The sequence below is a fragment of the Vibrio vulnificus NBRC 15645 = ATCC 27562 genome, from assembly GCF_002224265.1.
Taxonomy (GTDB): domain Bacteria; phylum Pseudomonadota; class Gammaproteobacteria; order Enterobacterales; family Vibrionaceae; genus Vibrio; species Vibrio vulnificus.
In genome coordinates, this window is the sequence record NZ_CP012882.1 from 1,322,500 (window position 1) to 1,343,000 (window position 20,501).

The 20,501-nt window shown below is 44.9% G+C and carries 14 protein-coding genes; 8 read left to right on the top strand and 6 right to left on the bottom strand.

The window, feature by feature from the left end; all coding sequences use genetic code 11:
* Positions 1-169 precede the first annotated feature (169 nt).
* Complete coding sequence (locus AOT11_RS21435; RefSeq protein WP_017422836.1) at positions 170-2,848, top strand: bifunctional acetate--CoA ligase family protein/GNAT family N-acetyltransferase; 2,679 nt, start codon at positions 170-172, stop codon at positions 2,846-2,848.
* A gap of 48 nt (positions 2,849-2,896) precedes the next feature.
* On the opposite strand, the gene AOT11_RS21440 is transcribed toward AOT11_RS21435, so the two are convergent.
* Positions 2,897-3,784 carry a LysR family transcriptional regulator gene (locus AOT11_RS21440; protein ID WP_026050841.1) on the bottom strand — a complete coding sequence of 296 codons (888 nt, stop codon included), beginning with the start codon at positions 3,782-3,784 and terminating at the stop codon, positions 2,897-2,899.
* 228 nt (positions 3,785-4,012) lie between these two features.
* Between AOT11_RS21440 and AOT11_RS21445 the strand changes: the two genes are divergently transcribed.
* Complete coding sequence (locus tag AOT11_RS21445) at positions 4,013-6,178, top strand: TonB-dependent hemoglobin/transferrin/lactoferrin family receptor (RefSeq protein ID WP_017422838.1); 2,166 nt, start codon at positions 4,013-4,015, stop codon at positions 6,176-6,178.
* A gap of 284 nt (positions 6,179-6,462) precedes the next feature.
* On the opposite strand, the gene AOT11_RS21450 is transcribed toward AOT11_RS21445, so the two are convergent.
* Positions 6,463-8,451: a diguanylate cyclase gene (locus AOT11_RS21450; RefSeq protein ID WP_017422840.1), complete on the bottom strand. Its 1,989-nt coding sequence runs from the start codon at positions 8,449-8,451 to the stop codon at positions 6,463-6,465.
* Positions 8,439-9,026 carry a YfiR family protein gene (locus AOT11_RS21455; protein ID WP_017422841.1) on the bottom strand — a complete coding sequence of 196 codons (588 nt, stop codon included), beginning with the start codon at positions 9,024-9,026 and terminating at the stop codon, positions 8,439-8,441. Before AOT11_RS21455 ends, AOT11_RS21450 begins: the two co-directional genes overlap by 13 nt.
* A 149-nt stretch (positions 9,027-9,175) precedes the next feature.
* Here AOT11_RS21455 and AOT11_RS21460 point away from each other — a divergent pair, with 149 nt between their 5' ends.
* Genes AOT11_RS21460 through AOT11_RS21470 form a run of 3 tightly spaced genes read left to right on the top strand, consistent with a single transcriptional unit; the run spans position 9,176 to position 11,559 of the window.
* Positions 9,176-9,934 (top strand): 5-oxoprolinase subunit PxpA, encoded by a 759-nt coding sequence (locus AOT11_RS21460; protein WP_049798016.1) that lies wholly within the window; start codon positions 9,176-9,178, stop codon positions 9,932-9,934.
* A gap of 9 nt (positions 9,935-9,943) precedes the next feature.
* Entirely contained in the window at positions 9,944-10,627 is a 684-nt protein-coding gene (locus AOT11_RS21465) for a 5-oxoprolinase subunit B family protein (RefSeq protein ID WP_017422843.1), read from the top strand.
* Complete coding sequence (locus AOT11_RS21470) at positions 10,624-11,559, top strand: 5-oxoprolinase subunit C family protein (protein WP_017422844.1); 936 nt, start codon at positions 10,624-10,626, stop codon at positions 11,557-11,559. Before AOT11_RS21465 ends, AOT11_RS21470 begins: the two co-directional genes overlap by 4 nt.
* A 13-nt stretch (positions 11,560-11,572) precedes the next feature.
* On the opposite strand, the gene AOT11_RS21475 is transcribed toward AOT11_RS21470, so the two are convergent.
* The 3 genes from AOT11_RS21475 to AOT11_RS21485 form a co-directional block, all read right to left on the bottom strand.
* Positions 11,573-13,018 carry an FAD-dependent oxidoreductase gene (locus AOT11_RS21475; RefSeq protein WP_017422845.1) on the bottom strand — a complete coding sequence of 482 codons (1,446 nt, stop codon included), beginning with the start codon at positions 13,016-13,018 and terminating at the stop codon, positions 11,573-11,575.
* A 319-nt stretch (positions 13,019-13,337) separates the two neighbouring features.
* Positions 13,338-15,779, bottom strand: coding sequence for an ABC transporter permease (locus tag AOT11_RS21480; protein WP_049798017.1), 2,442 nt, complete (start codon positions 15,777-15,779; stop codon positions 13,338-13,340).
* A gap of 1 nt (position 15,780) precedes the next feature.
* A complete protein-coding gene (locus AOT11_RS21485; RefSeq protein WP_020480158.1) occupies positions 15,781-16,458 on the bottom strand; it encodes an ABC transporter ATP-binding protein in 678 nt (225 codons plus the stop codon).
* Here AOT11_RS21485 and tesA point away from each other — a divergent pair.
* The 3 genes from tesA (at position 16,457) to AOT11_RS21500 (ending at position 20,429) form a co-directional block, all read left to right on the top strand.
* A complete protein-coding gene (gene tesA, locus AOT11_RS21490) occupies positions 16,457-17,059 on the top strand; it encodes a multifunctional acyl-CoA thioesterase I/protease I/lysophospholipase L1 (RefSeq protein ID WP_020480159.1) in 603 nt (200 codons plus the stop codon). The genes AOT11_RS21485 and tesA overlap by 2 nt on opposite strands.
* 78 nt (positions 17,060-17,137) lie before the next feature.
* The gene (gene fabV / locus AOT11_RS21495; protein WP_017422849.1) at positions 17,138-18,340 is read left to right on the top strand and encodes an enoyl-ACP reductase FabV; all 1,203 of its coding nucleotides are present in this window, start codon (positions 17,138-17,140) and stop codon (positions 18,338-18,340) included.
* Positions 18,341-18,512: 172 nt separating this feature from the next.
* Positions 18,513-20,429, top strand: coding sequence for a bifunctional diguanylate cyclase/phosphodiesterase (locus AOT11_RS21500; RefSeq protein ID WP_026050843.1), 1,917 nt, complete (start codon positions 18,513-18,515; stop codon positions 20,427-20,429).
* The last annotated feature ends 72 nt before the right edge of the window (positions 20,430-20,501 follow it).

The following is a 20,501-nucleotide window of genomic DNA, read 5'->3' on the forward strand; positions in this document are numbered from 1 at the left end:
AATCAAGCCTAGATCTCAATAATCCGCTTAGAACATGTGACTTATTACACAATCTACATACGGCGTGCTGTTTTTGTAAGCATAGTTCTATTTATAAACATTTCACTATCGACGATTTTGTTTATGATGAACTCCACAAGGTCATACGGCGAAGCAGGGAGAAAGCCAAGTGCATAAGCTACAGAAACTGTTTAAACCTACTTCAATCGCAGTTATTGGTGCGTCACAACGTCACTTAAGCGCAGGTAATATAGTAATGAAAAACCTGCTTCAAAGTGGGTTTGATGGCACGATTTTGCCCGTTACACCAAGATACAAATCTGTCGCTGGTGTTCTCGCCTACCCCTCTGTTTCTGAACTGCCGCTTGTCCCCGATATTGCTATTCTGTGTACTCGCTCAGAGCGCAATGTAGTGCTGTTTAAACAACTGTCAGAAATTGGTACTGAATTTGTCATAGTGTTGGCGTCAGATACAGACTATCTCCATCAAGATGATCAGTCTGTCGCTGAAGCGTGTTTGCGCATTGCGCGCGAAAGCAATATGCGAGTACTCGGACCAAACAGCCTTGGTTTGATCCTACCTTGGCAAAAGTTTAACGCTTCGTTCTCTCCTGTAACGGCAAAGCCGGGGAAGATAGCATTTATTTCTCAGTCTGCCGCGGTGTGTACAACAATTTTGGATTGGGCCAATGACAAAGAAATTGGTTTTTCCGCTTTTGTTTCGATTGGTAACGGTCTCGACATCGATTTTGACGAACTACTGGACTACCTTTCGACAGACAGTAAAACCGACGCCATCTTGCTGTATGTTGACTCAATCACTGATGCACGACGATTTATTTCTGCAGCGCGCGCGGCCTCGCGTAACCGACGCATTCTCGTTTTGAAAGGCGGACGTTCGATTCTTGGCAGAAGGGCATTAAATAAATCGGGTTCGGATACACTTGATATCGTTTATGACTCAGCCATCCGACGCTCGGGAATGCTTCGAGTTAACAACACACACGAGCTATTTGCAGCAGTAGAAACCCTCACCCATTCAGTGCCATTGCGGGGCGAGAGACTTGCCATAATCACTAATGGCGCTGGTCCTGCATTGATGGCCGTCGATACGCTATTTGAACGAGGTGGGCAGTTAGCCAATTTATCCGCGGAGACGGTAGAGGCGCTTTCTCAGAATCTACCAAGTAGTTGGTCCCATAATAATCCTATTGATATTGTCGGCGATGCAGATAAAAAACGTTACGTTGCAACTATTAACGCCATTCTTGATAGCGATTGTGCAGACGCAATCTTGATTATGCATAGCCCTTCTGCGGTATCAGACTCCGTAGACACGGCGCAAGCGATCGTCGATGCAATACAGAGTCATCCGCGACATAAGCGTTTCAATATATTAACGAATTGGTCTGGTGAGCAAACTGCAAAGCCAGCCCGCATGATACTCACTAAAGCGGGAATCCCAACTTATAGAACACCAGAAAGCGCGGTTGTGGCTTTCATGCATTTAGTGGAATACCGCCGCAATCAGAAACAACTTATGGAAACCCCGACAACCGCAGAGCCATTGCACGTTTCCGACGTCAACGCTGCAAAGGCGTGGGTTTCAGAGCATTTGATGGATAAGGAATTCGCCCAGCTTGATACTCACCAATTGGGCAGTTTGTTAAAGCTCTTCCACTTTGATGTTTTGCCGACCTGGATTGCAAGTGATACCCCTGAGGCCGTGCATATTGCCGAGCAAATCGGTTATCCCGTCGCGGTGAAACTGCGCTCTCCTGACATTGCACATAAGTCTGATGTCCAAGGCGTCATGCTGAACCTGCGTAATAGCCAAGAAGTAGCGTCAGCGGCTGACGCGATTCTTGATCGCACAAAACTTGCCTACCCTAGCGCCCACATACATGGGTTATTGGTCCAAGGCATGGCAAAGCTTGCCGGAGGGGAAGAAATTCGTGTAAAAGTCATTACGGACAAAGTGTTTGGTCCAGTAATTCTACTTGGTCAAGGCGGTTCGGAATGGAGCGAAGCTCGTGACGCAACGGCCGCATTACCACCGCTAAATATGACGCTGGCACGCTATCAGATTGTACGCGCGATAAAAGAAGGCCATATACGCCTACAAAAACTGCCTGAACCGATGGATGTTCTTGGGCTGGCAAAGTTTTTGGTTCGCATTTCTCAAATGGTGGTCGAGCTGCCGCAGATTAAAGAACTGGATATTCATCCAGTTCTGGCAAATGGTGAGCATTTTACCATCCTGGACGCGGATCTGACCTTAGAGAATTACCAAGGCCACGGTCAAGAACGTCTTGCTATACGCCCTTTCCCCGCTGAGTTTGTAGAAACCATGCAACTGAAAGATGGAGAACCTATTCTACTAAGGCCGATATTGCCTGAGGATGAACCTTCGCATGCCGAGTTCATCAATAATGTCTCCAAAGAGGATCTCTACAAACGCTTTTTTAGTGATGTGGGAGAGTTTAACCATGAGGCTTTGGCTAACCTGACACAGATTGATTACGACAGAGAAATGGCCTTTGTTGCCGTATCGTTTTCATCCGGTGAGGCAAAAATCATTGGCGTTGCGCGAGCCTTGATTAATCCTGAAAACACGGAGGCGGAGTTTGCGATATTGATTCGTTCTGATCTAAAAGGCAAAGGCTTAGGAAAAGTCCTGATGAATAAGATCATTGATTATTGTCGTCAGAAAGGCACGAAGAAGATGACTGGCATGACCATGCCAACAAACCGTGGCATGTTAACTCTTGCTCAAAAACTTGGTTTTAGCCTAGATATCCAATTTGAAGATGGCGTTGCAGATATGGTGTTACCACTGAACCCGTAAGCGAACCAACGAAAGCGGCTGTCAAAGCCGCTTTCTCCAGATCAACTCTTATTTTAGCTTCCAATTTTTCTTCAGATATTGAATACACCAGGATTTCGCTTCTCCCATTTGGTTGCGCTTCCAAGCCAAAATGATCTCTAGATGTTGCTGCTCTGCTCCTTCGATTTCCTTGAGCTTGCCTGCTTCGATCAATGGGCTTGCGATATCTGTGGGTAGTGTGCCGATTCCGAGGCCAGTGACAAGGGCATCCACTTTAGCTTGAAGATTAGTGACGGTTAATCTTGGTTGTTTCTGGATGATATTGACCGTAATAGCCGGTTGCTCACGTGCAGTATCGGCGATAGCGATAATGCGGTACTTCTCCCTTGCTGAATCATTAAACTCACCACTTCGTTTGTGAACGTAGTGATTTGGCGCTGCCACCCAGGTCATACTCATCTTTCCAATGGTGTCGGCTTTCACGTCATGTGGCAGGACTTCTAATTTTGGACACACGAGCAAATCTGATCTGCCGGATTGAAGAGATTCCCAGCAGCCTGCGAGAATTTCTTCCTGTAATCTGACTCTGGTTTTACTCACGTTTCCTAACGCATCTACAAGCGAAAAAAAATGGTGAATACCAATAATGCCATCATATGCGATGGAAATATCCAGTTCCCAACCATTGGCTAGCAGTGTTGCGTCGTTAACCAGTTTTTCTGTTGCGGCGAGAATCGTGCGGCCACGTTCTAAGATAAGTCGACCTGCGTCTGTGAAATTCGCTTTGTGGCCAGAGCGATCAAAAATCATGATGTCTAGATCTTGCTCAAGCTTTTGAATTTGATAACTCAAAGACGAAGGAGCGCGATCAAGCTCATTGGCAGCGGAAGCGAAGCTCCCTCTTCTGTCGATGGCATCTAAGATATGTAATGCTTCCAAGGTTATGGGGCTTTGCACTTCAACTCCTTTGGTGATCAAGATCACAGATGTGAATTTTGTAAAGTGGCGTTATAAATTCATCATTCTCAGTATATCGTATTGATATTCTGTAATTTTTCATTTTAAGAAACACGGAACGACATAAGAGCCATGGTTAAAAATATTTTTACGAATGATAGTAATTATCATTAGCATCCAATATTATGGCGACGATTATTCGCCTACTATGGATTTAAGGTAGTAAAAATGTACAACAGAACGTTCCTTTCAGCCTCAATACTATTCGCTCTCGCTGCACCAGTACAAGCTCAAGATGCTGGTTTATTTGATGAAGTTGTTGTTTCGGCAACGAGGACAGAACAAAGCAAGCAAGACGTATCTTCCTCTATAGAAACGGTTTCCTCTGACGATATCGACGCTCAGTTAGCCAAAAACCTACACGATGCCCTTATTTACACGCCCGGTGTCAATGTAACAACATCGAGTCGATTTGGCATTTCGGGGTTCAATATTCGTGGAATGGAAGGAAGCCGAGTCAAAGTAGTCGTGGATGGTGTATCACAAGTCACTCCTTTCAACCCAGGGGCAAATGTCCAAGCTATCTATCCAAATACTGTTGAATTAGATACGCTTACCTCAATTGAAATCAACAAAGGCGCGTCCTCTACCCTATATGGTTCTGATGCGCTCGGTGGTACTGTTGTACTCCGTACCAAGCAGCCTGCCGATGTATTAGACGAAGGCGATGGTACGCACTTCGGCATCAAATCCAGCTATTTCTCAGCCGATACACAATTTAAAAACACACTTACGTGGGCAATGAGAAAAGGTATATTCGAGACGATTGTGATAGGTACATACGCGGATGGTAATGAGCTGCAAACGTACTCAGATGATGCAGATATCGATGGTCCAATGCGTGGAACAGCAAACCCGGCGGATAAAAAGCTGTCTAACCTTTTGGCGAAAGCCTATCTCAATATTGGTGAGCACAATCGTGTAGGCGTAGTTTATGAACAATATAAACACGAATATGACGAAAATAACCGATACGGCAACTACACGCTGAACTTCGGTCCTACCCCTGGCATTACGTATTCAAATTCACGCAACAATGATGAAGCAACTCGCTATCGAGTAGGTTTAACTCATGATTTCAAAGGCAACGCTGTATTTTTTGATTCATCTAGTGCCGCACTTAATTTCCAGGTGAGTGAATCAATTAACGGTAACTTTGCTCATATCACTGATCATACGGGTAAAGTCGGTTACAGCGGAAATAGAACACGAGAACGAATCGCCAAAGAAGAAACGGTTCAGTTTGATGCTCAATTTGACAAACTCCTAGTGCTCGATGGTTCGACACATGAAATTACGTATGGTTTGAACTTTCAACACACTGACTTTTCGCTAAACAATGTTGACTATTTTCATGACAACAACACATCAAAACCTGCAAACACAACGGTTCCCAACGCGAAAACGGTAAAAAATGGACTGTTTATCCAAAACAATGCATTCTTGCTGGATGACTCTCTTGTGGTTAATGCTGGTGTGAGATACGACTCGTTTGAAACCACACCAGAGTATTCCGCTACTGCGACAACAAAGCGTGACAAAAATAGCAGTGATGCCTTTACTGGAAAGATCGGGGCCGTGTATCACTACAACTCCAACATCAGTAATTTCGCGCAAGTTAGTCAGGGATTTAAAGCCCCAACGGTTGAACAACTTTATTATGAGTACAATACAGGCGCGGACTTTGTACCAAATCCGGACTTAAAAGCGGAACGTAGTACCTCTTATGAAACTGGCTTGAGAGCAAAAAATAGTTGGGCTCGTATTGAGCTTGTTGGTTTTATTAACCAGTACAAAGATTTTATTGATGAACAAGATCTAGAACGTATCGATCCAAACAAAGAGCGTTTCACTATCGTGAACCGAGATCGCGTTGAGATTAGGGGCTTAGAGTTTAGCTCCGATATTTTGCTAGATGAAGCGATTAATGCACCAAAAGGCCTGTACAGTAAGCTGTCCATTGCGTATGCCAAAGGCAAAGATAAAGAGACGGGAAATGCGCTCGATTCCGTTGCGCCATTAACTACGGTGATAGGGCTTGGCTACGATAATCACAATCGAAGCTTTGGTGGTATAGCGAATGTAACGCTTGTGGATCGAAAGGACGATTGGTCTGACGAGGACACTTTCGATAGCGCTGGCTATGGTGTTATGGATATCGCTGCATATTATAAACCAATCGCCGATCTGACATTGCGTGCTGGTATTAACAACGTTTTCGATAAAGAGTATTGGACATACCAAGACGTTCGAGACATTACGTCTACTAACAACAAAGATATGTTCTCACAGCCTGGGCGAAATTGGGCTGTCAGCGTTGACTACAAGTTCTAACCTACAACAAAAACAAAAGCCAGCATTTGCTGGCTTTTTAAGTCTCATTCAAAAATGTACAAAGAGAAAAAGTTGATGAATGATAACTTATTGTTTTGACATTTCTTTTTTTACCATCACAACAGAAGCAACGATAAAAGCAACAATTAGAGCAAGTTCCATAGGATCCTCAAAGAGAAACAAATTTTTTATCACAAATTAAATTCCATCTGATTGTAACAGTTCATCAACAAGATGCGAGTAATTTGCGCAAAAGTTGCGGTATTTCCGATTTAGATCAAAGTTTATTCCGAAGTAACGTTGCTTAAACATGCCTCTCCGACTTCGGCTCCAATCAAAATCGCCTGCCCTTTGCCAGACTTCTTCGCCTTGTACATCGCGGTGTCAGCGCTTTTTAAGATCCTTTCCATATCCTTTTCTTGTGGACCGACCAATTTAACGCCAATGCTACAGCCAACTTGCATCGTTTGATTCAAATACTCTATGGGTTCACGCAAGCTTTCTAAAATACGTTCACTCAGTAAAGTGACGGAATGATTGTCTGCTCGCTTAATCAAAAGAACGAACTCATCGCCCGATAATCGCGCGACTAAATCACCACTACGAACTTCGTTAAGTAACCGTTCTGATACAACCTTTAACACATGATCGCCAGCGTCATGACCAAAGGTATCATTGATGAACTTAAATCCATCTAAGTCCATATAAAATAGAGCAAATTCGCTGTGGGTAAAGTTACACAACTTCAATTCATCTTCGAGCGTACGATGCAATTTGGCACGATTAGCAAGGCCCGTTAACGCATCATGGTGGGCTAAATACTCCAGTCTCTCCATTTCTTTTACGCCGGACAGATCCGAGAGGATAATCACCATGTCAAACACTTCTTGAACACCGACTTTTTTAGAAATTCGGCTCACTTTGGCGAACATTGGTATCAAATTGCCATTGTAGTGTTTTTCCAGAACCTCACCTTGCCACTGGCCATAATGCTCCAGCGATTCTTGGATGGTTGGCATAATGGTTTGGATTTGTTGCCAGTCAAACGCTTTTAATAATGATTTCCCAATGAGAATTTCCTGCGGATAGCCCAGCATTCGTGTCACTGCTGGGTTTGTCATGGTGATGAGTCCGTTATGATCAAGTACCACAAGTCCATCTTCACTGTTTTCAAATACACCAGCAGCGATTCGCTGGCGATTCAATGCGGTTTCAATTTCCGTTACATCTTGAATTGAAAATAGGGTCGCCCCTCTCTTGCTTAATATCCGTGTTGATATTTTCACAAGCAATTTGGAGCCTGTTGGCAGCCTGCATTCAACTAACCGTTCCTCTAATGGATTCTTACTGGTCAACGCATTGGTAACGAACGAAAGCTCTTTGCAAAGCATGAGTTCGGAAAGTTTGTGTTGCGCAATACGTTGTGCGTCTGCTTGAAATAGCGTCCGTGCAGCGGCATTGTGGTGCAATACATCGCCATGTTCATTGACAACCAACAACGCGGTTTGAACGGCTTCAATCACATCCGTTGCAAATGCTTTTTCGTGTTCCAATCGATCGAGCGTGTGATGCAGTTGGCTGTCACGAAGAGCCAGGCGCTGACTCATTGCATTAAAGGCGTTCACCAACTCTCCCATCTCATCGGTGGTATGAGATACTAGCGACCTACCCTTTATTCGTCCCTCAACCAAATCTTGCATTGACTCATTGAGTTTATACACAGGGTCAATCACTACTTTTTGAACAATCAAATAAAGCGTGCTGCCCGAAAGCAGTAATACGGCCAAAAATACCACGCTACTTTCAAGTAGGCGCGTGAGCATTTGTTCAAGCGTTTGAGTGGATGCAGAAATACTGAGAGTCGCTATCGCGTTTTGTTCAACGTCTATTCGTTGGCTATAGGTAATAAAAGTTTCGAAAGGATACGGAAGAGGCAAAACGTGGTTATCAGCGTTAACAGGCATGTCACGCTGATAACGAGAAAGGACGTTACCTTCTAAAGAACGAAGTTCAACAATCAATATGCTCGGATCGATAGAGAACGAATCTAGAATCTCTTGCATCACTTTTTGGTCGTTGAATAATACGGCAGCTTGTAAGTTTTGTGCGGCGCCATATGCAAGAATAGAGATTCTATGATTTTGTAACTGTTGGTCTTTTTCGTAACTCGCCCAAAAGTGAAAACCTTGCGCGATCAGAAAAATCAGCGTGCCGAACAGCAAAATGGGCAACAATAATTTATTTTTGATGGAAAGGCTTTTTAGCGAACACATCTTTCAGCCTCCTTTACATCCGCGATTCGCATGAGCGAAGCATCGAGCGTAAAATGTTTCTCCTGTAATGTCGTTTTGCATATTCCTATCGCGGCACGCCCCTGTGCTATTGTCAGTTCAACCACGCCACCAATCTTCAAAAAGTCTTTCTTGCCGCTTATCGTCACCGTGCTATTGGTCTGCGATTTCAATATCTGAAAACGCGTTTTTTCATCAAAGTAGATAAAATCACACTGTTTTAGGTTGTTGCTTATGAGGAACTGACGAGATGTGTTCTGCTTGTTTTCTAGGACCGTTTCTAATGCGTGTTGCACTTTCTTATCGCCTTTAATACAAAAACGTATCGGCTCGTCTGGTGATCTATCTGGCCAATGAACAAAGTGAGAGGTTTGATAAATTGCAGCTGCTTTGAGTTGTGATTCGGATGGAATTTCAGAAGCAAATACTTTTTGAAAACAGAGCAATAATGCTAGCGTGAGCAAAGCAACGTAAAAATGAAAAAATGAACGAGAAATCAACAAATAATGATACTTAGGATGGCGAGTAAGGTGATTAATCAATAAATTGGCTTTCATAGATATCTATCAACTTTTGCTCTATAGGTTACAAATAGGTGCGAAACGCTTCGACATCCCTCTAATACCACTGTTCAATTGATAAAGGATGAGGTTGATCATTGCCATTAAGCGCGTTTTCAGCCAACTTAAGTAAATTAATAGCAAGGATGGTTCAATTAATAGTGAATAAGCAAAGAGTAACGATAAATTGCGACATGGGCGAAAGCTTTGGAAATTGGAAGATGGGATCCGATGAATTAGTGATGCCTTGGGTTGACATGGCCAATATCGCTTGTGGGTTTCATGCTTCTGATCCGAGTGTGATGTCGAAAACCGTCGCATTGGCAAAACACTATAAGGTCAAAATAGGCGCTCATCCTGGATATCAAGATTTGGTTGGGTTTGGTCGACGCTCTATTCCACATACACCAGCTCAAATCAGCGAGATCGTGCTTTACCAAGTAGGAGCTTTAAAAGCGGTTTGCCAATACCACGATGTACCTCTTCATTACGTAAAACCACACGGGGCGCTTTACAACGATATGATGGAGAGTGAAACCATTTTTCGCGCGATTTGCGAAGCGGTATCGATCTTTGGCATCCCTCTGATGATTCTTGCCACGAGTGACAACCAGCGTTACCTCGATATCGCTGACATTTATGATGTGCCTTTGCTATTTGAAGCATTCGCCGATCGTCAGTATCAAGAGGATGGAAAACTCACGCCTCGAAGCCAAGCTAATGCGGTCTATCATCAACCCGAAGACATTTATAATCAGGCGCTACAAATCGCGACATACGGCAGTGTGAATACCGCCAATGGCACTCGATTGTCTTTGGAGGCCGATACCATTTGCGTGCATGGCGACAATCCAGAATCCATTGCCTTAGTGCAACGAGTTAGCCAAGCGATAGCCAAAATGTAAGGAGAAAATTTGAATAATAAATGGTTCACAATTTCCCCAGTTGCCGAATGTGCATTGATGCTTCATTTTGATGATGCGATTTCCGAGCAGCAAATAGGTTTCTATGCTGGAGCCATTGGCCAACACCTTCAAGTGGCAGTAATGAATGTTGTCCCAGCCTACCATACGATTCTGGTGGAATATTTGCCTTTTCGACTTGATGAAGTCTCCATCATTTTAGCGATAGAAACATTACTCAATGAGATGGCCGACAAGAAGGTTGCCACGTCTTCACAACACCATGTTATTCCCGTCCTTTATAGTGAAGAAACGGCGTTAGATCTGCCTCGGTTTGTCGAAAAAGGCGTTCACTTGGAACACCTAATTTCACTGCATACCGCTTCTTGTTATTCCGTCTCTGCAATTGGTTTTACTCCTGGGTTTGCATTCCTCTCGGATGTGGATGAGCGCATTTCACTTCCGCGCTTAAGCTCTCCACGCCTACAGGTGCCAAAAGGGAGCGTTGCCATTGCAGACAACAAAACCGCCATTTACCCAAGCGCGACGCCTGGTGGTTGGAACATCATTGGTCGAACGCCACTGGAAGTTTATCAACCTAACAACATTCCGATTACCCCTTTTAATATTGGTGACACTGTCGCGTTTAAAGCTATCTCTGAGAAAGAGTTTTTGAATTTAGGAGGGATGCTATGAGCGAAACAGGATTAAGAGTCATTAAAGCTGGCCCACTAAGTTTAATTCAAGACTTTGGCCGTTTTGGCTTAGCGCATTCTGGCGTGACACAAGGTGGACCGGTGGATGATTACGCTTACAGTTGGTCAAATTATTTGCTCGGTAACTCGGTCAATTGTAGCTCCGTCGAAATCACCTTTGGCCAGACTGCGTTTGAAGTGATGAGTGATTGCCATTTGGCAATTTGCGGAGGCGATTTGTCAGCCACGCTGAATGGCCAGCCGCTTAACAATTGGAGCGACTTTATTGCACGTAAAGGGGAAATTCTGACGTTTGGCTTACCCCAAAATGGCCTAAGAAGTTACCTTTCTGTCAAAGGAGGCTTTGATATTGCGCCCCATCTTGGCAGCAGCAGTACGGTCCTTCGCGATCACCTTGGTGGTTTGTCGGCCAATGGCGAAGTGCTCAAAGCGGACGATTACTTAACGTTCAATCCCCATGATCTGCCAACACAAAAATCTCGTGCACTCACCTTTCGTTTTAAACCGGATTACAACCTGCCCCTTAAGCTAAGAGTGATTGAAGGTTTCCAAGTGAATGATTTTGATGATCATGAGCGAGATCGTTTGTATCAAACCCGATTTGAAGTGGACACAAATTCCAACCGAATGGGCTACCGATTGGCTGACGGGAAAATTACGCCGCCCTACAGCGGGATTTTATCTGAAGGTATTACTCTGGGCTCGATTCAAGTTCCGCCCAATGGACATCCAATCATCTTGTTGAATGATCATCAAACCATTGGGGGCTATCCGAAAATTGGCTGTGTAGCTCGTATTGATCTTCCCCGTCTGGCTCAAGCCAAACCGGGCCAAGAAGTCCGTTTTATTAAAGGTGATCGTGAAGGATTACAAGACGTTTGGTGCCAATGGGCCAGATTTTTTGGCTATTAATCTGGCCTATAAGTTACAGGTTTTTATAAAGCGCTTCTCCCGTCGTTTTCGCAAGAGCGACGGGATAACCACGTAATTCAGCCAGTTCAATGGCTTTCTCTTCAATTTCTTGTGGACTCAGTGTCAGTGTCACTGGGTGTTGCCCCTCAATATCAAGTGACGGTGTTACACCAAACCAATGTTGGGCGGTTTTCTGCGCTGCCTGTAACGTTGACGATGCTTTCACTATCTCTATGCACGCATAGTTGTTCGCTGAAAACGAGACATCGGCTGCACGTAAAGTGACGTCATTTCCTGGTATTTGCTGAGCACCAAACAAGGCCTTGCCTGCAGCTTGTGCATCTGAAAATGTAGGTACAAATTGACTCATGTGTTCAATCGCGCCTTGGGTTCGTGAGATGAGAATCTCTTTCTTCCAACCTTGCTGAATTTTTTTCACATATGGCAGTGGCAAACGAGGTTGAGATGAGCCCTCTTCACTGCTGACTAAACCGTCTTTAAACAAAGTGATGTCTTGCGTCATGCCATGCAACTGAAAATAACCGTCGCCGTAAGGTGTCAATTGGGCCATCCCCTGTGGCGTGCCCCTTGGGCCATGAAAAATCACTTCTGGCCATTCTTCGTTGCACTTGGACCATTGGGTGACATAAGCCGCCTTAAATTCCACTAAGCGTTGTGTTTTCACGCCAATATGATCATCCAGCGTCCCGGTTTCAAATCCACAGGCATTCACCAAGTAGTCCACCGTGAGCGGCTGAGAGGTATTGGATAAAGTCAGTCGCCACTGTTTGCCGTTCCATTGACATGTTTGCAACTCGCTATTGCATCGCACCTCGGTTGCAGGAAACTTGTCGAGAGCTAGACTTGCAATGGCTGACAACCTAAAGACACTCCACCCGTACTCTTGCACCATAACCACGGGATACTTGAGGCTGTTTAAGTCTGCGTGTTTTGCAAACGGAATCATCCACTCATCCATCGAACGCGGATTCGTTGGTTGAGTCATTGACGCTAATGTTGTCAATTGTTCACGTGAGTAGAGTTTGTAATAGTCTTCAGGCTTACCGAGTACTTGGTTACGACGATCTTGTTCAACAAGTGCTTTGTATTCGGTGGCGACCGCTGCCAAACGAGGAAGAAGATCGTTTGGCTCGCCGTCATCAGAATGCGGAATCGCAATGACCGTAGGACGAATATTGATGCTATGAGGAAAAAGTCTTACGCTTTCAATGGACTGCCGGAGCAGTTCAATACATTGTTCGGTCGAAATTTCACGATACAAATTACCACCTGCGTGCAAATGGCAGATAGGAGGGCCATTAACCAACGATGGCCCTTTTTCGAGCAACGTGACTTTATAGCCGAGTTCAGAAAAGTGTATTGCCGCTGTAGCACCCGCTACACCACCACCGACGACTGCGATATGGGTATCGCAATTTGGCGTATTTAACTTATTCATTTATAAACTATCACTATGAATTCTGACGTCAGATTCTACCCCTGTTCGAGCGTGAATAAAATCACAAATTCCCTGAGGTTACTGGCGCTTGACGCTTTTTTGTTCGCTTTATTTTTTAGCGAAGAAGACAAAAGATTTTTCGCAAAAAAAGCTTGACGAGATTATGTTGATTCTTAAATAAATTTGATTTGTGAATAACCCCTCTTCGCTAACTCAGATGTCTCAACGATTCGGCAAAGATTGCACTATTTTGGGCATTCACTTATCCCAAAAGTTATCCACTGATTTTGTGGATAACTGGGATAAGTGAAGTGTGCAATTAGGCGTAACTGTTGTTAACAGGCGTCAATAACTGCTTGATTAAACTTAAGACAACCGCGAACAAAGTCAGTAATGCCAGTAGCGGTAGCATTACCCATAATTGCGGATGAATTTGGGTGGAGAGCTCGAAGCCAAAGTGCATAACACCTGCGACAGCTACCTCTGCTCCGAGCGTTGCCACCAAGCTTGCAATGATGGCCATCAAGCCAAACTCAGCCCAGATTGTCTGAGTCACCCGCTTTTTCGAGGCACCTAACGTACGATACAAACGAATTTCTTGTTGGCGCTGCGATAAACTCAACCTGAGTAAAGTAAAGATCAGCATAACGCCGGCAATAACACCCAAAATGGCGAGTATCGAGATAGACCAAACAATTTGCTCGATCAGGCTTTGAATTTTCGTCGCCATAGTCCGAATATCAAGCACGCTGACCGTCGGGTGCTGACGAGAGAGCTGGTTAAGAATCCCACCCTGATTTTCTTCAATTCGATAACTCACTAAGTATGAACCCGGTATGTTTGCCATCACATCATTTGAGAAGATGAAATAGAAGTTTGGCTTCATATCCCGCCATTCGACTTTCCGAATCGTATTGACGGTTGCCTTAATGGGCTGACTGTTGATCACAAACGTCAATACATCGCCGATTTTGATGCCCATCTCACTGGCGACTTCGGATTCTACTGAGACTGCATTTTTGGCTTGCCATTCACCTTGCAACACTTGGTTATAGTTTGGTAGTTGATCAGACCACGTCAGGTTTAGCTCACGGCTGATAGCATCGCTTCGCTCTTGGCGACCTTGTTGCTGCTCTTGTTTGACGTTTACACCGTTAATTTCAGTAAAACGACCACGAATAATGGGATACGCGTCAGAGCGTAACACTTGATTTTCATCCAGTGCGTTTAAGTAGCTCTCCTTTTCATAGTCAGCGATATTGAGAGCAAAGACGTTGGGCGCATCTGCAGGTAATGTACGTTGCCAATCAAGCAACAAATCAGTCCGTACTAGCCAAATGATCGCCAGCAACATCAAAGAAAGTGCAAATGCCCCCAATTGCAAGCCACTCGCCAATGCAGAGCGATTTATCCGGCTTAATGCGAGCTTAATCGGTGTGGCCAAAGGAAAACGCATCAGCCCCCGACTCACCAACAGTCCAAAGGCAGCGAGTACCACAAATAGGATCAAAATTGCCGCTAAAACAACCCATACCATTACGTTGTTGTAGTAATTGACGAACATCGGCACCACAGGAACCAAAACCAGCCACCCACTTTTACCTATATTTTGTTGCGAACCGTCATCGGGTTGCATCACGCTAACAGCCGAAGTTTTCAATAATGATGAAAGCGGGATCCCCAACGACGGTACAGCAATACAAAAAGCCGTTGCTAATGACACCAAGAACGGCTCAACACCAAAGCTAGGCAACGGTTCTGGGAGCAGGTCTTTGAGCGGAATTCTCAATAGCTGTTCGAGCCCCAGCCCGATGAGCAAACCAACCAATGCGGCAAAAAGAAACAGCAGTGAGAGTTGAATGACCAGCCAGCGAATAATCCAACCGCGTTGCGCGCCAATGCTTTTCAACATCGCGATGGTTTGCTTTCGCGTGACAACGTAATTTTGACAGGTCAGCACCAAAGTCGTGGCTGCCATAATGATGACAATCGCAACCGTTAGAGAGAGATATTGACTGGTGCGCTCAAACACTTCGCTGGAGCGATCCGCGTTTTCTTGGTCTCGCCAACGATCGCTCGGGCTGAGCTCTACAGCGGACTTAATCGTGGTTAACAGCGGCTTTTCACCAACCAGATAGACGCGATATTGAACTCGGCTGCCTACTTGAATCGCGCCTGTTTTATCCACGTCTGACTGATGAATATAAACCGCAGGCATCTGCTGAAACGGGTTAAAGCTTAATCCAGGTTCCGACTCTATCACGCCAGTGACCGGAAAATCGGCATCACCAATGGTGACAATGTCACCTACTTTAACCGACAATCTTTCCATAACTCGACCATCAAGCCAAAGTTCTCCTGGTTTGACGTGCTCTTGTTTCACGTCGCCTTGAGATAAAACCAACTCTCCGAGCAGTGGATAACTTTCTTCAACTGCTTTTACCGTGACTAACTGCATTTCGTTGTCACTAAACGCCATGGTCGCGAAACGAGTCATTTTCGAGGCTTGCACATCTTGCGCTGCAATGGCGAGATCGAGCGTTTGCGGTATTGGATTGGCAGAAACGAAAACGGTGTCCGCTGTTAGGGCATCTTTGCCCTGCTTAACAATCACTTGTTCCATGCGAGTAGCCAGCGCGGACAGCGCAAAAACGGACGAGATGATGAGAATCAACGCCACGCTTATTGGCCACAAATTACCGTGCCGAATCTCTTCGAGGCTCCAAAGGGTTAACCGACGATTGAGAGAGTACTTAGTCATATTACCCCTCTCCAACAAGATGGCCTGAATCCATTTTAATGACCTTCTGACAACGACTGGCCAGATTGTCGTCGTGCGTCACAAGCACTAACGTCGTACCATGTTGTTGATTCAGTTCAAATAACAGATCGATGATTTTTTCTGCTGTGTGTTGGTCTAAGTTGCCGGTTGGTTCATCTGCAAACAAGATTTTGGGTTGAGTCATGAATGCACGCGCTAGGGCAACGCGCTGTTGCTCGCCTCCCGACAGCTGGCTGGGGAGATGTTGAATGCGAGAAGCTAGACCTACCGAGGTCAACAGTGCTTTGGCCCGCTCGTGATCTTCTTCCTCACCTTTTAGCAAACACGGCAACGTGACATTTTGCAGTGCCGTTAAGCTAGGAATTAAGAGAAAACTCTGGAACACAAAACCGATATGCTCGCTACGGATTTGCGCTCGTTGCTCATCATCGAGCTGAGATAATGCTTGCCCTAACAGCGACACGTCACCTGAGGTTGCTACATCCAAACCAGCCAGAAGCGTCATGAGCGTAGACTTCCCGGCACCAGAGGTTCCGACAATCGCAACGCTTTCGCCTTCTTCAATGACAAGATTTACATTTTTAAGGATTGTTAACTGCTCATTATTAGTAGAGACTTGTTTACTAACGGATTCCGCTTTAATTACTGGAGATGGCATGGTCAGATTGTTTTCCTTACTTATAATGTTTTTCCTTTCTAACGTCGCACACGCAACCGAGAAAGTGTTAATTCTTGGCGACAGCCTAAGTGCAGGATACAACATGTCTGCAGAGCAGGCTTGGCCTAATTTGTTACCAGAAGCATTGAATACATACGGAAAAAACGTAGAAGTGATCAACGCCAGTATCTCTGGAGACACAACCGGCAATGGACTATCTCGTCTGCCTGAGTTGTTAAAAACGCACTCACCAGACTGGGTGCTTATTGAGTTGGGTGCCAATGATGGCTTGCGAGGTTTCCCGCATAAAGTGATCTCTTCAAACCTTTCGCGAATGATTCAACTCAGTAAAGCCTCAGACGCTAAAGTCGCATTGATGCAAATTCGTGTACCGCCTAACTATGGCAAGCGCTACACCGATGCATTTGTCGAACTCTACCCTACGCTTGCTGAACATCACCAAGTCCCGTTGCTCCCCTTTTTCTTAGAGGAAGTGATCGTGAAACCGGAATGGATGATGCCTGATGGCTTACACCCAATGCCCGAAGCTCAGCCTTGGATCGCTCAATTTGTTGCAAAAACGTTTTACAAACATCTCTGATTTTAATGGTCTAGCTCAAATCATTTTACGTTTCTTTACGTTAGCCTAATGCAATTCTCCCCGAATCAGGAATAGTGCATGCGTATAGAACCGATTATTCAAGGCGTTGTTGCTCGTTCTGCCCATCCTTTTGGTTGTGAAGCAGCAATAAAAAAACAGATAGCATTTGTTAAAAAAGCACCACAGATCTCAAAAGGGCCTAAACGTGTCCTTATTCTCGGTGCGTCTTCTGGTTTTGGCCTTGCCGCTCGGATAGCCCTCGCTTTTGGTGGTGCACAAGCAGACACCATCGGTGTTTCATTTGAACGAGGCCCCTCTGAAAAAGGAACTGGCAGCGCGGGCTGGTACAACAATGTCTTTTTCAAACGTGAAGCTGAAAAAGAAGGTCGCATTGCAATTAATATTGTTGGCGATGCCTTTGCTTCCGAAACTCGTACCCAAGTGATTGAGGCGATAGAAACCTATTTCGAAGGTGAAGTCGATCTCGTGATCTACAGCCTTGCAACAGGCATGCGGCCGATACCAAATCAACCGGGTGAATTTTGGCGAAGTGTGATTAAACCTTTTGGCCAAACAGTGACGGGAGCATCGCTCGATTTAGAGCATGATCGCTGGATTGACACCACGCTCGAATCGGCTACAGAAGAAGAAGCATTGCACACCATTAAAGTCATGGGCGGTGAAGATTGGGAAAGCTGGATTGATACTTTGATCAACGCAGAATCGATTGCAGATGGTTGCCAAACCGTCGCTTTTTCTTATGTCGGACCAGAAACGACCCACCCGATCTATCGCGATGGCACTTTAGGTAGAGCAAAGATTGATCTTCACCAAACCAGTCACTCTCTTAATCTCAAACTCGCCAATTTCAATGGTGGTGCTTACGCCACAGTTTGTAAGGCATTGGTGACGAAAGCCAGCGTATTTATTCCTGCCCTCTCGCCATATCTACTTGCGCTCTACCGCGTGATGAAAGACGAAAAATGTCACGAAGGATGCATTGAGCAAATGCAGCGCTTATTCGCAACGAAACTTTACGGACATGACCACGTCAGTGTTGATGGCGAACGATTGATTCGGATGGATGATTGGGAACTGGCGCCTCATATTCAAAATAAAGTGAACCAGATTCTAGAAGAAATGGATGCCAATAATTTCCAAGTAATCGGTGATTACCAAGGGTTTAAAAACGAGTTTTTACAGCTCAATGGTTTCGGATTTGACGAAGTTGACTATTCACAAGATATTGACTTACAAACAATTTTGAAATTAACGCCTTAGCCACACAGTGTTCCATTATTGAGATTCAATCTTTTATTTACCCGTCCCGAACGATTTCGGGACTTTTTTTTGGGTAACGCCAACTCTAACCCCTATACTAACAAGGATGTTTGCCGTCATTATAATTTTAAAACATGAGCTCAAAGCTCATTCAAACAAGGATGTTTGCTCAATGGCAAAATACAGAACGTTGGATTATGAGATTCCAGAAGCAATGCAAGAAAGTTGGCAGAGAATTGTCAACCTGTTGGCGTATATCGTTGATGTACCAGCCGCATTGATTATGCGTATCCAACCCGAACACATTGAGGTGTTTTCCTCCAGTCAAAGTTCGTTAAACCCTTATCATCATGGAGACAGTGAATCGTTAGGACATGGTCTTTACTGTGAAACCGTGATTGAAGACAACAAAGAACTGCTGGTGCCCAATGCTCTGAACGACAAGGAGTGGGGTCACAATCCCGATATTAAATTGGGTATGATCGCCTACTGCGGTTTGCCCTTGCTGTGGCCAAATGGCGAGGTGTTTGGCACCATTTGTATGCTCGATGACAAAGAAAACAACTTTGGTCAAACATATCGAGAGTTGCTCGCTGGTTTTCAAACTTCGATAGAAGCGCAACTGTCAGTGGTTTACCAACATCAAAAATTACTGCGCCTCAATGAGCAGCTAAAGGAACGCGTCGATAAGCGTACAACCAATCTTGCGCAACTTAGTTTTAGCTTAAACCAAGAAATAGACCGAAGAAAAGCCGCGGAGCAGCAAGCGCACTATCAGAAACATCATGACCATGGTACAGGCTTTCTGAATCGATGCGCGTTAGAGCAGCATTTACAGAGGATGTTAGACGAATGGCGTCTTGGGGATTCCAGTTTGGTGGTGATCCATATCGGATTCACCAATGCCCGTTCAATTCAAACGAAATACGGGTTTGCCTTGTTGGATGATTTGCTGAAAATCTACCGTAACCAAATTGGCGTCATTGACTCTGTGGACTCTATTACTGGCCGCCCAAGCTCGCACGATCTTGTGATCGCGATTCGTGCGGATGACGTTACTGATATCCTCGACAACCTGCTTAACCGGATCATCAATGCGGGACAACGAGGCTTTAAAGTGGGCGAAAGCGAAGCGCATTTACATGCCTTTATTGGTTTAGCGGTGGCGGACTCAACAACCGAAAGTGCCCAACAGCTATTAAGGCATGCCAATCAGGCAATGGTTTTGAGCAAAGATTCCGGCCAGCAGTACGCGTATTTTTCCGCAACTCACGCTGATGCCTTACTTCACCACAATCAAATCGAAAGCTATTTACTGCAAGCGGTAAGAAACGACGATTTAACACTCTATTTTCAGCCGAAAGTTTGCCCTCAAACGCATAAGTGGATCGGCGCAGAGGCATTGTTACGCTGGAGTCACCCTGTTTTGGGAGACATTTCCAATGAAGCATTGATTCATATGGCTGAGCAGAATGGGCTGATCTTTGAAGTAGGTGCATTTGTACTACGCTCTGCTATCGAAAAAGCAAAAGAATGGTCAGCGATCGTGGAACATTTCCGAGTGGCGGTGAATGTGAGTGCGATTCAGCTTAAAAATCCCCTTTTTGCAGAGCAAGTTCAGGAGTTGCTCATCGCCTATCAACTTCCGGCGCAATATCTTGAACTTGAGGTAACAGAAAGCGGTTTGATCAGCGATGAAGTGGTGGCACGTGCTACCTTAGAGCGGTTGCATGAACTAGGAGTGACATTGTCACTTGATGACTTTGGTACTGGCTACGCCTCTTTCAGTTATTTGAAAAAGTATCCGTTCGATGCGATCAAAATTGATAAGAGTTTTGTTCAGCATATTGATAAGTCGGAAGAAGACAAAGAGATCATCCGTTCAATTATCCATGTGGCTAAAAAGCTCGATTTAGAGGTGGTGATGGAAGGCATCGAATCCGACCTACAAGAGGATTTCTTGATCCGCGAAGGATGCGATATTGGCCAAGGATTTCTGTATGGCAAGCCAATGCCCGGCAGTGAATTTGTTCAAGGCTTATACAGTCAGAACTTTTTAGGCACCCCTCGCTTCGCATATCACACATAATTGCATCGCTTTTAGGGATAATTTCGACAAGCAGACGCCACACACCATATAGTTGCTTTACTCTTACGTCGG

What these genes read in the sequence shown, in the direction of transcription:
- AOT11_RS21470 (WP_017422844.1), top strand. Translation starts at nt 10,624, where the DNA reads ATGAGCGAAACAGGATTAAGAGTCATTAAAGCTGGCCCACTAAGTTTA.
- AOT11_RS21480 (WP_049798017.1), bottom strand. Translation starts at nt 15,779, where the DNA reads ATGACTAAGTACTCTCTCAATCGTCGGTTAACCCTTTGGAGCCTCGAA.
- AOT11_RS21445 (WP_017422838.1), top strand. Translation starts at nt 4,013, where the DNA reads ATGTACAACAGAACGTTCCTTTCAGCCTCAATACTATTCGCTCTCGCT.
- fabV (WP_017422849.1), top strand. Translation starts at nt 17,138, where the DNA reads ATGCGTATAGAACCGATTATTCAAGGCGTTGTTGCTCGTTCTGCCCAT.
- AOT11_RS21485 (WP_020480158.1), bottom strand. Translation starts at nt 16,458, where the DNA reads ATGCCATCTCCAGTAATTAAAGCGGAATCCGTTAGTAAACAAGTCTCT.
- AOT11_RS21455 (WP_017422841.1), bottom strand. Translation starts at nt 9,026, where the DNA reads ATGAAAGCCAATTTATTGATTAATCACCTTACTCGCCATCCTAAGTAT.
- AOT11_RS21460 (WP_049798016.1), top strand. Translation starts at nt 9,176, where the DNA reads ATGGTTCAATTAATAGTGAATAAGCAAAGAGTAACGATAAATTGCGAC.
- AOT11_RS21450 (WP_017422840.1), bottom strand. Translation starts at nt 8,451, where the DNA reads ATGTGTTCGCTAAAAAGCCTTTCCATCAAAAATAAATTATTGTTGCCC.
- tesA (WP_020480159.1), top strand. Translation starts at nt 16,457, where the DNA reads ATGGTCAGATTGTTTTCCTTACTTATAATGTTTTTCCTTTCTAACGTC.
- AOT11_RS21500 (WP_026050843.1), top strand. Translation starts at nt 18,513, where the DNA reads ATGGCAAAATACAGAACGTTGGATTATGAGATTCCAGAAGCAATGCAA.
- AOT11_RS21475 (WP_017422845.1), bottom strand. Translation starts at nt 13,018, where the DNA reads ATGAATAAGTTAAATACGCCAAATTGCGATACCCATATCGCAGTCGTC.